The following is a 14,840-nucleotide window of genomic DNA, read 5'->3' on the forward strand; positions in this document are numbered from 1 at the left end:
CCACAGCCTGTACGCCCTTGGCGCACCGCCCTGCCAAGTGCCGAAATGGTAATGCCTTGTGAGTTCGATCCCAGGGCGTGGCGGTGAGCGGGCCGGAACCCGACTGCCTCCCAGCTTCCTCGTGATGAAGGACGGACCGCCCATGCACGCGCATCCCGGCATCGAACAGCCCGGCAGGGATCAGGACGAGCCGATCGCGATGGTCGGGGCCGCGTGCCGGTTCCCGGGCCGGGTCACTTCCCTGACCTCGCTGTGGCGTCTCTTGATGGCGCGCAGAGAGACGGTGCGGGAGGTGCCGGAAGAGCGGTGGGGGAAGGCCGAACTGGCCGGTCTCCCCGCTCAGGTCGCGGACCGGCTGCGTTACGGCTGCTTCTTGGACGACGACGTCTACGCCTACGAGCCGGAGTTCTTCGGAATCAACCCACAGGAAGCGCCGTGGGTGGATCCGGAACACCGGTTGCTGTCCGAAGTGACCTGGGAGGCCATCGAACACGCGGGAATCCCCGCCCAACGGCTTTCCGGTACGCCCACGGGAATGTTCTTCGGTATTTATCAGAAGGACTACATGCTGCGCGTGCAGCGGCCTCTGGAAGAGGTCAACGCCTATGCGATGTACACCGGTTTCGACAGCATCGGACCCGGACGCGTGGGGTTCATGCTGAACCTGAAGGGCCCGCAGGTCGTCGTGGAGAGCGCCTGCGCGTCCGGCCTGGTCGCTGTGCACACCGCCTGCCAGAGCCTGCGGGCCGGCGAGACGGACGTCGCCCTGGCCGGGGCGGCCATGCTGTCCCTCGGGCCCGAGGGGGTCATCGCCCCCGCGCTGTGGGGCGTGTTCTCCCCGACCGGGCGTTGTCACGCCTTCGACGCCGACGCCGACGGTTACGTCCGCGGAGAGGGCTGCGGCGTGGTCGTACTCAAGCGCTTGTCGGACGCGGTACGGGACCAGGACCGGGTGCTCGCGGTGGTGCGTGGCACAGCGGTCAACCAGAACGGCCGGGGTACGCGGCTGAGCGCGCCCTCGGAGCCGGCACAGATCGATCTGTACCGCCTGGCGCTGGAGCGCTCGGGCGTCGAGGCCGGTGACATCGGGATGGTGGAGGCGCACGGTCCGGGCACGGCGGTGGGCGACCCGATCGAGTTCGCCGCGGTGGCCGCGGTCTACGGCAAGGGCCGCGACCGGTGCGCGCTTGGCTCGGTGAAAACGAACATCGGCCACACCGAACCGGTGTCGGGCGTGGCGGGTCTGCTGAAGGCCGTCGCGTCCCTCCAGCACGGCATGGTGCCGGCCAGTCTGCACTTCAGCAGCTGGAATCCGCAGATCGACCCCAGTGGTACCCGGCTGTTCGTACCCACCGACTCGACCGAGTGGCCGGTGCGGAACGGTGCCCGACTGGCCGCGGTGTCGTCCTTCGGCATCAGCGGCACCAATGCGCATGTCGTGCTGGAGCAGCCTCCCGTTGTCTCCCCGGCCCGGCGCGTGACCCGGCCGATCGTGTCCGGTGACTCCGGTCCGGCCCAGGACGGCGCGGCGGAGCGAGGCCTGGCCCGGGACGACGAAGCCCTGCGCGTGTTTCCGCTCTCCGCCGGTACGCCCGCGGCCCTGAGGAGCGCGGCCGGGCGGCTGGCCGAGTGGCTGCGGGGTGAGGGCGCGCGGACTCCGTTGGGCGACGTGGCGCACACGCTGGCCGTGCGGCGCTCACCCGCCCGGGAACGAGCCGCCGTGGCCGCTGTCGGCCGGCCGGAACTGGTGGCGCGACTGGAGGAATTGGCGGCCGGGGGTGCGCTCTCCGCAGGGACGGCGACAGGCAGGGCGGTGCCGGGCGCCGGAGAGGGCGTGGTGTGGGTCTTCTCGGGACACGGATCGCAGTGGGCGGGCATGTGTCAGCAACTCCTGGACAAGCACGCGGAGTTCACCCGGGTCATCGACGAACTCGAACCGCTCGTGGCTGAGGAGTCCGGCTTCTCCCTGCGTCAGACCCTGAACCACCCCGAGGTGGTGCGGGGGTTCGACCGGGTTCAGCCAGTGATCTTCGCCATCCAGTTGGCTCTGGCGGCGATGTGGCGCTCCCACGGTGTCGAACCCGCGGCCGTGATCGGCCACTCCATGGGGGAGGTCGCCGCCGCGGTGACCGCGGGAGCACTGAGCGTCCGGGACGGGGCACGGGTCATCTGCCGCCGCTCCCGGCTGATCCTGCGGACCGCCGGGCAGGGCCTGATGGCTTCGGTCGCGCTGGGACGCGCCGAGGTCGAACGTCTGCTGGCGGAACAGGACGTGCAAGGTGTGAGTGTCGCGGTCGTCGCGTCGCCGGAGAACACCGTCGTCGGCGGGGACGCCGACCGCATCCGCCGCCTCGCCGAGGAGTGGGACGCCCGCGGTGTGGGCGTCCGCGTGATCGAGGTGGACGTCGCCTCCCACACCGCCCACATGGACCCCATCCTGCCCGACCTCGCCGACGCGCTCGCCGACGTCGTCGGCAGGCCGCCGGAAACGGCCTTCTACAGCACCGTGACCGACGACCCGCGCGAGCACGGCGTCTTCGACGCCGGCTACTGGTCGGACAACCTCCGCCAGGTGGTGCGCTTCACCGACGCGGTGCGGGCCGCAGCCGAGGACGGGCACCGGCTGTTCGTCGAGATCGGACCCCACCCCGTGCTGATGCACCCGGTGCAGGCCACGCTCACCGCGCACGGCCACGCCGGCACCGCGGTCGTGCCCTCCCTGCTGCGCGACACCGACGACGCGCTGGCGTTCCACACCCATGTGGGAGCACTGCACTGCGCGGGCCATCCGCTGGACTGGGCAGAGCGCTACGGCGTCGGCGCCCTCGTCGACGTACCGACGACCACCTGGGAGCGCACGCGGTACGTCGTCGACCCCTCCCCGCTGCGGCAGTCGGCCGTGGCCCACTGTGGCCCCTCCGCGCACCCGCTCACCGGACCGCACACCGCGGATCCCGACGGCGAGGGCCGCCACTTGTGGCAGACCCGTGTCACCCCCACGACACTGCCCTGGCTGGACGCGCACCGCGTCAACGACATCGCCGTGGTGCCCGGTGCCGCCCTGTGCGAGATGGCCGTCGCCGCCGCCGCCGACCTGTACACCGCCGGCCCGGAACGCCTGTGCGTCACCGGCATCGACCTGCAGCGCTTGCTGCTGCCGTCGCCTGACGGCACGTCAGTCACCGCCACCGCCGAAACGTCCGGCCCGGACGCCGCCCGCTGGCGGGTGGTCAGCACGGCTGCCGACGGTACTTCCGTCCAGCACGCCCAGGCAGCCCTGCACCTCACGCCCGAAGGCGAACCCGTGCCTGAGGGCTGTGACCCACAGCGGCTGCTCGCGGAGTTCCCGCACGCCGTGGACACCGCGGACGTCTACCGGCAGATGCGTGAGGAACGCGGCGTGCGCCACGGCCCGCCCTTCCTCGGCCTGCAGGCCCTGTACACGGACGGGGCACCGGCCGGCCGCGCGGGCGCCCGCCTTCTGGCGCGCCTTCGGGTGCCCGACGAGGGCCGGGCCGGCGCACCGGCGCTTCACTGCCATCCCATCGTGCTGGACACGTGCCTTCAGGCGGTCGCGGGCGCCGTACTGCGCACCGGCAGTGTGCCCGTCGGCGGCATCCTGCCCCGGGGCGTGGAAGTGCTGCGGCTGTACGGGACGGTTCCGCTCAGCGGCTACTGCCTGGTCACCCTCCGGCTGGTGGAGGGTGACCGGTACACGGCGGACTTCCGGCTGTGGGCCGACGACGGGTCGGTGGCTGCGGACGCGACCGGCGTAGAGTTTCGCCACGTACCCGCCGAGAGCGCACAGGAGCGCTTCGCCAACCGCCTGCTCCAGACGTCATGGGAGCCCGCGGAGCGCCCGTCGACGGACACGGCGCCCGGCAGCTGGACCCTCCTCGCGGAAGCCGGGCGCGAGCCGTACGCGAGGGAGCTGAGTGAAGCCCTCAAGGAGCGAGGCGCCGACGCGGACATCCGGACGCTCGCCGCTGATGACACCCCGGAGAGCGGTACCGCGGCGGTGACGCCGTCCGAGCCCGACGCACCGGCCCCGCGGGCAGTGGTGTATTTGCCCGCGTCCGGCACCCGGCCCGACGGCGTGACACCCGACCGCCGAGCTCGGGAACAGGTCGCCCGCCTGGTGGAGACGGCCCGCGCACTCGCGCAGAGCACCGGCAGTGGGGTGCCGCCGCGCCTGTGGACCGTCACCCACGCCGCGCAGCAGGTCACGCCCGAGGACAGGCCTGATCTGGCGCAGGCCGGTCTGCGCGGGCTCGTGCGGGTACTGAGCTACGAGCACCCCGAACTGCGCCCCGGCGTCCTGGACCTCGATCCGCGAACGCCCGTCACGGAAGTGGCCGCAGAACTGCTGGCCTGCCCCGACGAGCAGGATGAGGTCGCCTACCGGAACGGGACCCGTCACTTGGCGCGCCTGCGCAACACCCCGCTGGACGAGCGGGAGCGCCGCCACAGCACGGTCGTCCACGGGCGCGACCGAGTGGCCCTGCACCTCACCCGCCCCGGCGACCTGGATTCCTTCGAGCTCGTGGCCCAGTCCCGCCGTCTGCCCGGACCCGGCGAGGTCGAGATCCGGGTGGACGCCACCAGCGTCAACTTCATCAACGTCCTCCAGGCCATGGGCGTCTACCAGAGCTTCAGCACCGGCGAGGAGCGCCCGGCCCCTTGTGCCTTCGACGGCGCAGGCGTCATCACCGCCGTCGGAGACGGCGTCCGGCAGGTGCGGGAGGGCGACCGCGTGGCCGCCATGTTCGTGGACGAATCCCAGTCCGCGCTCATGTCCTCCTTCGCCACCGTCCGCGCCGACTGCCTCCTGCCGGTGCCGGACGCGATGACCACACAGGACGCCGCCGCCCTGCCCTGCGCGTACCTGACCGCCTGGTATGCCCTGCGGCACCTGGCCCGGCTCCGGCCGGGAGAGAAGGTGCTCATCCACTCGGCCAGCGGTGGCACCGGCCTGGCCGCACTGTCCCTCGCGCGAGCCTGCGGCGCGGAGGTCCTGGCCACCGCGGGCAGCGATGCCAAGCGGACCTACCTGCGCGGCCTGGGCGTCCCGCACGTGATGGACTCCCGCTCCCTGGACTTCGCCGACCAGGTGCGCGACCTCACCGGGGGTCGCGGCGTCGACGTCGTACTCAACTCCCTCACAGGCCCTGCGCAGTCCGCCGGCCTCGGTCTGCTCGCGCACCGGGGCCGGTTCGTCGAACTCGGCAAGCGGGACATCTACGCCAACACCCGGCTGGGGCTGCTGCCTTTCCGCCACAACGTTACCTTCACCGGCGTCGACGTGCTGATGATGATGCAACAGGACCCGGACCTGCTCGCCGAGGGCTACCGCGAACTCACCGTCATGCTCACGGAAGGCACCCTGCCGCCGCTGCCCGTCACCGAGCACCCCGTCGCCGAGGCGGCGTCGGTGTTCCACACCATGGCCTCCGCCCGGCACACGGGCAAACTCCTCCTGGCCTGGCCCGCCTCGGGCACCGACACCTTGCCCGTACGCCCCGAGGACGTCCCCGTCGTCCGGCCCGACGGGAGCTACCTGGTCACGGGCGGGCTCGGCGGACTGGGACTCCTGGTCGCCCGGTGGCTGGCCGAACGTGGGGCCGCAGCTGTGGTGCTCATCTCCCGAAGCAGCCCCACGGCGGCCACCCGCACCGCCCTCGACGCCATCACCGAGGACTTCGGCACCCGCGTCGAGGCCGTGAGCGGGGACCTCGCCGAGCCGGGTGTCGCCGACTCGCTCGTGACGGCCGCCCTGGGCACGGGCCACCGACTGCGCGGCGTCGTCCACGCGGCGGCCGTCGTCGAGGACGCCACCGTCGCCAACCTCTCCTCCGCTCTCCTGGAGAGAGTCTGGCGCCCCAAGGCGACCGGAGCCTGGCTGCTCCACCACGCCGTAGCCGGTCAGGACCTGGACTGGTGGGTCACCTTCTCGTCCGCCGCCTCCCTCCTGGGCAACCCCGGACAGGGCGCCTACGCGGCCGCCAACGCCTGGCTGGACGAATTCACCTCCTGGCGTCGGGCCCAGGGCCTGCCGGCTGTCTGCGTCAACTGGGGGCCGTGGGCGGAGGTCGGCCGCGGCGCCGGGATGGAGGACCGCGGCTACGCCATGATCACGCCCGGGGAGGGCATCGCCGCTCTGGAACGGATCCTTTCCCACGACCGCGACCGCACCGCTTATACGCCGGTCGACCTGCCCCGGTGGCTGGAGTCCTATCCAGCCACCGCACGCACCGCCTTCTTCGCCGAACTGGCCGCCCCGGCGGCGGGCTCGGATCCCGCCGGTACGCGGAGCGTCCTGTTGGAAGCCCTGCGGGAGACGGACAGCCCTCAGCAGCACCAGCAGTTGCTGCAGCCCGAGGTCCTCGGTCACATCGCCGCGGTTCTGCGGCTGGGTACGGACCGGTTCGATGCCAACACGTCCCTGGTCACGCTCGGCCTCGACTCGCTCATGGCCATCGCCCTGCGCAACCGCCTGCAGCGCGAACTGGCCCTGGACATCCCCACCACCGTGATGTGGACCCACCCGACGGCATCCGCTCTCACTCGCTACCTCCTGGGCCGCCTCCACCCCGGACAAGGACCCGACGACGCCGCTTCCGGGACAGAACCCACCGCCACCTAGACCGGCTTCCACCACGGCCCCGCCCGTCCAGGGGCGCTGTCCGGTGGGTGCTTCTCGGCACCCGGACACCGCGACGGGCGGAACCCTGGCCGACACCGCACTGCTCAGCCGCACCCGGCTGGCAGCACCCATCCGTCCGCCTCCTCCAACCCCTAGGTGGTCACCGCATGCTCCCTCCCTCCACCCCTGCCCGCGCACCTGCCGTCTGGGACGTGATCGTCGTCGGAGCCGGGCCGGCCGGCGCCACCGCCGCCCGCGTCGCCGCCGAGAACGGCTGCGAGACACTGCTGCTGGAACGCGCCGCCATCCCCCGGTACAAGACCTGCGGCGGCGGACTCATCGGAGCGTCCCTCGCCGCCCTTCCTCCCGGTCTGCCCCTGAACGTCCACGACACGGCCGGCCAGTTCACGTTCACCCTCAACGGCCGAAGAGAACGCACCCTCGACTCCAGTTCCCCGACATGCGCCATGGTCTACCGCAGCGAGCTCGACGCGGCACTGACCGAGGCCGCCGCCGTATCAGGCGCGGAGGTCCGCGACAGCACCACGCTGACCACCCTGGAACAACAGGGCGCGACGGTGACCGTGAAAACCAACCGCGGCGACACTCTCCGTGCCCGAGCCGTCGTCGGCGCCGACGGCAGCGCCAGCAGAGTCTCCCGGTACGTAGGAGTGCAGTGCGCACAGGTCGACCTCGCCCTGGAGGCCGAGGTACCGGTCGACGGCAGGACAGCCGACCGCTGGCGAGGCCGTGCCCTCATGGAGTGGGGACCGCTGCCGGGCTCCTTCGGCTGGGTCTTCCCCAAGGGCGATGTCTGCACCGCCGGAGTGGTGGCCGCCCGTGGCAACCCTGCCGCCCTGCGCGCCTACAAGGAAGACTTCCTCGAACGTCAGGGACTTCTCGGCCCCCGGCCCCTGCACGACACCGGCCACCTCACCCGGTGCCGCCGCCCCGACTCTCCACTCGCCCGCGGTCGCGTACTGGTCGCCGGTGACGCCGCGGCTCTCGTCGACCACTGGTCACGAGAAGGCATCTCCTACGCCCTGCGTTCAGGAGACCTCGCGGGTCGCGCCGCCGCCCACCTCGTCACCGCCGCTGAAGAGAAAGCAAGCGCAGTCGCCGGCCACTACGGACGGCAGGTCGACGACATCCTCGGCGGAGAGATGCGCGCCAGCCGTTCGCTGATGAACCTCTTCGCCCGCAACCCCGGTCTCGTCCACACAGCACTGACCCGCCTGCCTCCGGCATGGCGCCACCTCGACGCCTACCTCGCCGGTCGCACCAGCGTCGCCGAGATCATGGCCACACCCTTCGCGCGGACAGCCGCCGCCCTGGCCACGCGCCTCCCACTCAAGCCCGCGAGAACGCTCTGACGGGAAGGGACATGGAGCTATTCGGCGGGTCCCGTCCGCATCCTTACGCCCACGTGTGGGGTTCGTGAAGGGAGTTGTCGCTCAGGTGCGCAGGCAGCCGACGGCACAGCCGTCGCCGAGCCTCGTCGTCACCGCGGTCTCAGAAGCGTCGGCCTGCTGCCGACTCGGTGGGAGATGCGCACTCACAGTTCGCCAAGTGCCGTTCCAGGAACGCTTGTTCCTCTTGAGCTTCAGGGAGTAGGGGTACGTTGGGGCGAGCGGGTCGCCCTGTCTGTGCGAGCTCTCCTGTGCCCAAGCGCCAGGCGAACGCCAGCGCCCGGTGCGCGACTTCTCCGTCGCCCTTACCACACGTGATCAACGGAAGCTACCCCGCCGTTTCTCCGGTGTGGCTGGTTATGATCGGCACCCCCACATCGCGTCACAGCCGGACCGGACTTCCCCCAGCCCTGAACCCAGGGCTGCGTCCGGTCGCGGCTGTTGAGCCGTCCCCACTGTTTTCCCGCTCCCCGAGGACCGATGTCTCCCATAGAACCCGAAGGCGCACGAGAGCATTCGCCGACTCGTCGGCGGCGTACCCTGCGCCTGCGTACGCTGCTCATCTGGCTGGCAGTCATCCCTATTCTGGCGATGAGCACCCAAGTGGTCATGACCGCACAACGGCTGAAGCACCAGTCGGAGCATCTGCGCGCTGACGTGGCAGTTGCTGAGCGGATCGACGTGCCCCTGACCGGGCTGATGACCAGAGTGCAGGCCGAGCGGACGATGACCGCCACACGGTGGGCGGGCGGCTCCGTGTCCGAGAGAGAGCTGCGCGAGCGGCGCGCGGCCACGGACCGGGCCGCGGACGAGTTCCGCCGGTCGGCGGACGGAGCTCTGGCGGCGAACGGGCGCGAGGGCGAACATTACGTCGCCGAGCTGAAGGACGGCCTCACGGACCTGGCCGCGTACAGAAAGCGCGCGGACGCTCGCAGCGGGGGAGCGGATCGGACGATCGGCTACTACTCCGACCTCGTCGACCGCATCATCCGGGTGTACCAGAACGAGTTCAGCCATGCGGAAGACGCCGAGCTCATCCAGGAGAGCGGCGTAGTCGTCACGGTGTTCACGGTGTCCGAGATGGTGGCACGCGAGACCACCATTCTCGCCCTGGCCGGGCCGTCCAGGCGTCTGAGCCCCTCCGCGTTCGCCGAATTCGTCAACTCCGTCGGATCTCAGCGCTACCAGTACGACGAGTGGGTCGCGCCCTATCTGACGGCCGAGGACAGAGCCGCCTACGACCAGGTCTTCGCCTCGGACGGCTGGAAGACGAAGGTCCGCATCGAGGACGCGGTCATCTCCGACCACCAGAACACCGCGTCCGGCATCACGCTGCCCAAGGAGGCCGACGCCTGGCGCGGCGCGTATGACAAGTTCGCGGCGCGCGTCGCCGCACTCGACGCGAAACAGGGGAGAGCACTGCTCGTGCGCGCCGACGACAAGGCCACGCAGCTGGAGAACGAGGTCATCTGGCTGATCGTCGGAAACGGCGCAGCCGTCCTCGCCGTCGCGGCCGTCATCGTGCTCACCACGCGCTCCGTGCTCCGCCGCCTGCGCGGTCTGCACCAACGCACGGTGGCCGTGGCCGAGGACACACTGCCGGATGTCGTGGCCCGGCTCCAGCGCGGGCAGCCCGTCGACGACGATGCGCTGCCCGCGGTGAGCGGAGACCAGGACGAGGTCGGACGTATCAGCGACGCGTTCGCCCGGGTCGTCTCCGTATCCGTCGACGGGCATGCGCGGCTCGCGGCCGAGCGTCAGGGCTTCGGCATGTTCGCCGCGGGCATCGCCTCGCGCACCGGAAACCTGGTCAGCCGCCAGTTGACCCTCACCGACGAACTGCAGGACGACTTCGGTCACGACGAGGAGCTCCTCGCCCGGTTGATGCGATCCGACCAGTTGACGGTGGGCATGCGGCGGCAGATCGAGAACCTGCTCATCCTGGCGGGCGGGGAGATCCCCGATCCGCACACCGAGCCCATGCGCGTCGCCGACCTGCTGCGCGAAGCCGCCGCGGAAGTCGAGGACTTCCGGCGGATCGAGCGCCAGGCCCTGGACGAGATCAGCGTGGTACCGCGGGTGATCAGCGAGGTCAGCCACCTCCTGGCGGAGCTCCTCGACAACGCCACCCGGTTCTCCCCGCCGCAGTCGAAGGTGGTCGTCCGTGCCGAACTGGTGACAGACGGGCTGTTGGTCGACATCGAGGACCGCGGGCCCCGGGTGACCGCCGCGACCTACGAGGAGATGAACGGGCGTCTGCGGTCGGCCCCGCCGTACTCCGTCCTGGCACAGAACGCGCACCGGCTCGGGCTCTTCGTGGTCGGCCACATCGCCGAACAGCTCGGGGCCACAGTGACGCTGCGCCGCTCGGTGTACGGGGGGACGTCGGCCGTGGTGATCCTTCCCGGGGAACTCCTCGTGCCGACCGAACCGGCCCCGGCCGGAAGGGAAGCACCGCGTGCGGCGGCGGCGCCCGCCCCGGCACCGGGCCCGCTCGACGAGCGCAAGCCCGAGCTGGTCCTGCACGCGAAGACCGGGTCGGCCGGCCCTGGGACGCCGCAGCGCTCGCCCGAGCGACCCGCGGAGAGCAAGCCGGCGGCGCCTTCCGTGGCACGGGGCGGTGACGCGAAGCCGGCCCTCCCCGAGCGGATCCCGCAGGCTCACATCGCCGAGCAGCTCCGCGCGCCGACACGGGCACCGGCGACCGCCGCGGATCAGGACGCGGAGACACCCGAAGAAGTGGCCGACGCCTGGGCGGACTACGAACACGGGACTCAGACAGTGGAAGCAGAACTCCGACAGGATCAGCCATGACGACGACACCGAACGACATGATCTACAGCGTCCTGGACAACAACCTGAGCAGGATCGCCGGCATCCAGGGAGCCGTACTCCTGTCCAACGACGGGATCAAGCTCAGCTCGTACGAGCTGGAACGGGACCAGGCCGAGCGCATCGCCGCCGCGTCCTCCGGCATCGCTTCCACGATGAAGGCGATCTCCCGGGAGGTCGACGGCGGCCGGGTGATCCGCCAGCTGGTCGAGATGGACGACTGCTACCTCTGCATCGTCGGGTGCGGGGAGGGCAGCACGCTCATCGTGGTGACCTCGCGCAAGGCGCGGCTCGGGGAGCTGGGCGGTGAAGCCGTGCGCACCGCCCAGGCGCTCGGTGAGTGGCTGAGCACGCCTGACCGCGGCCAGGCGCAGCCGTCGTAATGGCGGACGAGCCCGGCCCGCGAGAGGGAGGCCACCGCCGGACGCGGCTGTACGCGCTGACCGATGGGCGTACGGCGGCCGCACACACCGCCCTCACCATGGACACCACGATCACGGCGGTGGCCGTCGCGGACGGCCATGCCGGTCTGCCCAGCGAGTGGCAGGCCATCCTCGCGATGTGCGCGCCTCCGGGCGGCCGGGCGGTCGCCGAGATCGCGGCGCGCATGCGCATCCGCCTCACTCCCATGACGCTGCTGCTCGGCGAACTCGCCGATCGGGGGCTGATCGAGCACCGGCCGCCCCTGGAAGAGACCGAGACCACCAATGTCCACCTGCTCATGAGAATCAGGGACAACCTTGCCCGGATATGACACCCCTGCCCCTGCCCAGGAAGCAGCCCCCGTCAAGATCCTCATCGCTGGGGGGTTCGGCGTCGGCAAGACGACCCTGGTCGAGACGGTCTCCGAGATCGAGCCGTTGCGCACCGAGGAGCGGTTGACCAGCGCGGGCGTCGGCGTCGATGACCTCGACGGCATCGAGTCCAAGACGGCCACCACCGTCGCGATGGACTTCGGCCGCATCACCCTCACCGACGCACAGGTCGTGCTCTATCTGTTCGGCACGCCTGGCCAGGAGCGCTTCTGGTTCATGTGGGACGACCTGCTGAACGGGGCGCTCGGGGCGATCGTCCTCGTCGACACACGACGTCTCGACCGCAGTTTCCCGGCCGTCGACTTCTTCGAGAACCGCGGGCTTCCGTTCGTGGTCGCCGCGAACTGCTTCCATGGCGAACAGCCCTACACCGACGAGGAGATCAGGGCGGCGCTGCATCTGCGTGACCCGAACACACCCATTCGCATGCTCGATGCCCGCTCCCGAGACGACGCGCGCGGTGCGCTGCTCTCGCTTCTGGACATGCTCATCACCAATGCCGGGGTCGCGGCGACGGCGACCGGCTGACACGCGAGGCGCGCCCGAGGCGCCGCTCAGTGGTCCGGGCTGTGAACGGGCCGCCGTCGCCGGGTCCCTGGTCGGCGAGGTGCTCGGCGAGGCGGCCGTGTCCAGCCCTGCTAGTCCTCCGGCGGGGGCGGCTTGGGCGCACCTGCCGGTGGGACGATCTTCGCGTACGCCCGGGGCGTGGCCGGGGTCGAGGTCTCCTGGGTCCCGAGGGATTCCCCCGCCTGCCGCGGCAGCAGCTTGTCGCGGCCGGCCCCCGGGTCCCAGCCGGTGTCGACGGCCTTCTTCTGCCAGACGATCGCGGCGACGAGGACGGCCAGGCCGATCAGCAGCATGAGGACGATGCCGGCCACTGATCCCGCCTTCGCGGCGTTGCCGATGATCAAGCCGAACCAGCCGAAGTCGGCGTCCCCGAACGTGGTGTTGGCCGAGCCGAACGAGCCGAGCACCCCGAGCAGGAACGCCGGCAGGAGGGTGATCAGGACGCCGTTGAGGAACGCGCCGACGGCGGCGCCGCGGCGGCCGCCCGTCGCGTTGCCGAAGACGCCCGCCGCGCCACCGGTGAAGAAGTGCGGGACCAGGCCCGGCAGGACGAGGGCCGTGCCGAACGCCGGGTTGAAGACGCCGGCAAGCAGTCCCAGGGTCACGAGTCCACCGGTGAAGGAGCAGAGGAAGCCGACGAGGACGGCGTTCTGCGCGTAGGGGAAGACGATGGGAGCGTCCAGGGCGGGGATGGCACCGGGCACGACCTTCTGCGCGATGCCCTGGAAAGCGGGGACAAGCTCGCCGAGGATCGTGCGGACGCCGAAGAGGATGACGGCGACGGCGATGCCGAACTGGAGGCCCTGGCCGAGGGAGGCCATCAGGTAGTTGCCGATGCCGGTCGAGCCGGCGTCTCCCTTCCCCGACGAGAACGCCTGGAACGCTTCCGCCCTGCCGGCCTTGGCCAGGAACACAATGGCCATGATCATGTAGATGAGGACCATGGACAGGGCCGTCGCCACCATCGAGTCGCGCAGGAAGCGCAGGCCCTCGGGGAGGTCCATCTCCTCCGTGGAGCGGCTCTTCTTGCCGATGGCTTGTCCGGTCGCGCCGGAGACGATGTAGCCGGCCGCGCCGAAGTGCCCCACGGCGACGGTGTTGTTGCCGGTGACGCGTTTGGTCCAGGGGTGCGCGAAGGCCGGCATCGCGACCAGCATGATGCCGAGCAGCACACCGCCGACCACCACCACGACCCAGGAGGTGACCCCTGCCGTGGCGAGGACCATCGTCAGCAAGGTCGCCATGAACAGCATGTGATGGCCGGTCAGGAACACGTACGAGAGCGGTGTGAAGCGCGCCAGGAGCAGGCTGATGAGGAACCCGAGGATCATCAGCCACGCCACCCGCGAGCCGTACTCGGCCTGGGCGATGCCGACGATGGCCTCGTTGGTGGGGATGACGCCGTGCGAGCCGGTGGAGCCGGTGATCATCTCGCCGAGCGGTTCGAGGGAGGCGGTGACAAGGGTCGCGCCCGCGCCGATCAGCAGGAAGCCGAGGGTCGCCTTGATGGCGCCGCCGACGACCTGACCGGTCGACTTCTTGAGAGCGATGAGACCAACGGCGGTGATGATGCCGATGAGATAGGCGGGGACGCTGAGGATTTCGTTGACGATGAACTTCGCGATGTCGACGAGGACGTTCATGGGGTTCCCGGGATTTCCTGGTGGTTCGGCGGGGCGGGGGCGGGGCGGGGGAGCACGGGGCGCAGGGGATGCAGGGGGTCAGACGTCGTACAGGTCGCGCAGCGCGGCGTCCACCTCCTTGGCGCTGGTGAAGTCCTCGATCACCCGCACCGGAACGCCCACGTCGCCCAGGGCCCTGGCGATCTCGCGGGAGGTCAGGATGGCGACGGCCTCCGATGCCTTGCCCTTGGCGGAGATGGTGTCGGTCGCCTCGGTGTCGACGTAGCGGGACCACTTCCACCGGTCGAGCACCTTGTCGAGCGTCGACTTGAGGAACAGGCTCGTTCCGACACCGTTGCCGCAGACGGTGAGGATCTTGTGCGTACCGCCGGAATCGCGTGCCGTCTTGGCGGCCGTGGGCTCGGCAGTCGCTGCGGTCGCTGCGGTCGCTGCGGTCGCCGCGGACCCCGTGGCCTCGGTGGGCTCCTCGGCCCTCATGAGGATCTGCCGCACCGCCTCGGGGGTCGGCGCCTGGTCGAGGGCCTGCACCGTCTCGGAGTCTGCGAGCAGCCGGGCGAGTGCGCCCATCGCCTGGGTGTGCGCGGAGGCGTCCGTCGCGGCGAGGGCGACGACGAGGCGGACCGGGTCGTTCGTCTCGTGATGGAAGGGGACGGGCTCGACCAGCCGAACCCAGGACATGCCGGTGTGACGCACGGCGGGCGACGGCCGGGAGTGGGCGAAGGCGAAGCCGGGCGCGACGACGATGTACGGCCCGTTCTCCTCGACCGTGCGGAGCATCTCCTGGGTGTACGCGTCGGTGCTGACGCCGTTCGAGACCAGCAGGTCGCCGGCGGCACGGATGGCGCCCTGCCAGTCGGGCGCGGGGGCGTCGAGGCGAATGGCCTCGACGGGGAGCAGTTCGGTGAGCTGGGACATGAGGCAGAGATACCTC

Annotated in this window: 8 protein-coding genes; 6 read left to right on the forward strand and 2 right to left on the reverse strand. The window is 70.8% G+C overall.

Features of this window, described 5'->3' with window-relative positions; all coding sequences use genetic code 11:
- Positions 1-142 precede the first annotated feature (142 nt).
- The 6 genes from AB0I94_RS23430 to AB0I94_RS23455 all read left to right on the forward strand — a co-directional run bounded on the left by AB0I94_RS23430 (position 143) and on the right by AB0I94_RS23455 (position 12,227).
- Positions 143-6,643 (forward strand): type I polyketide synthase, encoded by a 6,501-nt coding sequence (locus AB0I94_RS23430; RefSeq protein WP_363311556.1) that lies wholly within the window; start codon positions 143-145, stop codon positions 6,641-6,643.
- A gap of 167 nt (positions 6,644-6,810) precedes the next feature.
- Positions 6,811-8,016, forward strand: coding sequence for a geranylgeranyl reductase family protein (locus tag AB0I94_RS23435; protein WP_363311557.1), 1,206 nt, complete (start codon positions 6,811-6,813; stop codon positions 8,014-8,016).
- Between the two features lie 627 nt (positions 8,017-8,643).
- A complete protein-coding gene (locus AB0I94_RS23440; RefSeq protein WP_363311558.1) occupies positions 8,644-10,866 on the forward strand; it encodes a sensor histidine kinase in 2,223 nt (740 codons plus the stop codon).
- A complete protein-coding gene (locus tag AB0I94_RS23445) occupies positions 10,863-11,267 on the forward strand; it encodes a roadblock/LC7 domain-containing protein (protein ID WP_363311559.1) in 405 nt (134 codons plus the stop codon). Before AB0I94_RS23440 ends, AB0I94_RS23445 begins: the two co-directional genes overlap by 4 nt.
- Positions 11,267-11,638 carry a DUF742 domain-containing protein gene (locus AB0I94_RS23450; protein ID WP_363311560.1) on the forward strand — a complete coding sequence of 124 codons (372 nt, stop codon included), beginning with the start codon at positions 11,267-11,269 and terminating at the stop codon, positions 11,636-11,638. Before AB0I94_RS23445 ends, AB0I94_RS23450 begins: the two co-directional genes overlap by 1 nt.
- Positions 11,625-12,227 (forward strand): ATP/GTP-binding protein, encoded by a 603-nt coding sequence (locus AB0I94_RS23455; RefSeq protein WP_363311561.1) that lies wholly within the window; start codon positions 11,625-11,627, stop codon positions 12,225-12,227. The genes AB0I94_RS23450 and AB0I94_RS23455 overlap by 14 nt, the downstream gene beginning before the upstream one ends.
- A gap of 110 nt (positions 12,228-12,337) precedes the next feature.
- On the opposite strand, the gene AB0I94_RS23460 is transcribed toward AB0I94_RS23455, so the two are convergent.
- Together AB0I94_RS23460 and AB0I94_RS23465 are read right to left on the reverse strand one after the other, a co-directional pair.
- The gene (locus tag AB0I94_RS23460) at positions 12,338-13,909 is read right to left on the reverse strand and encodes a PTS ascorbate transporter subunit IIC (protein ID WP_363311562.1); all 1,572 of its coding nucleotides are present in this window, start codon (positions 13,907-13,909) and stop codon (positions 12,338-12,340) included.
- 78 nt (positions 13,910-13,987) lie between these two features.
- On the reverse strand, positions 13,988-14,824 hold the full coding sequence (locus AB0I94_RS23465; RefSeq protein ID WP_363311563.1) for a PTS sugar transporter subunit IIA: 837 nt from the start codon (positions 14,822-14,824) through the stop codon (positions 13,988-13,990).
- Between the last annotated feature and the right edge of the window lie 16 nt (positions 14,825-14,840).

Source organism: Streptomyces sp. NPDC050147 (genome assembly GCF_040660195.1).
Lineage (GTDB): Bacteria > Actinomycetota > Actinomycetes > Streptomycetales > Streptomycetaceae > Streptomyces.

Excerpts from the sequence above, each read along its gene's own strand:
- AB0I94_RS23430 (WP_363311556.1), top strand. The coding sequence starts at position 143 with ATGCACGCGCATCCCGGCATCGAACAGCCCGGCAGGGATCAGGACGAG.
- AB0I94_RS23435 (WP_363311557.1), top strand. The coding sequence starts at position 6,811 with ATGCTCCCTCCCTCCACCCCTGCCCGCGCACCTGCCGTCTGGGACGTG.
- AB0I94_RS23440 (WP_363311558.1), top strand. The coding sequence starts at position 8,644 with ATGAGCACCCAAGTGGTCATGACCGCACAACGGCTGAAGCACCAGTCG.
- AB0I94_RS23445 (WP_363311559.1), top strand. The coding sequence starts at position 10,863 with ATGACGACGACACCGAACGACATGATCTACAGCGTCCTGGACAACAAC.
- AB0I94_RS23450 (WP_363311560.1), top strand. The coding sequence starts at position 11,267 with ATGGCGGACGAGCCCGGCCCGCGAGAGGGAGGCCACCGCCGGACGCGG.
- AB0I94_RS23460 (WP_363311562.1), bottom strand. The coding sequence starts at position 13,909 with ATGAACGTCCTCGTCGACATCGCGAAGTTCATCGTCAACGAAATCCTC.
- AB0I94_RS23465 (WP_363311563.1), bottom strand. The coding sequence starts at position 14,824 with ATGTCCCAGCTCACCGAACTGCTCCCCGTCGAGGCCATTCGCCTCGAC.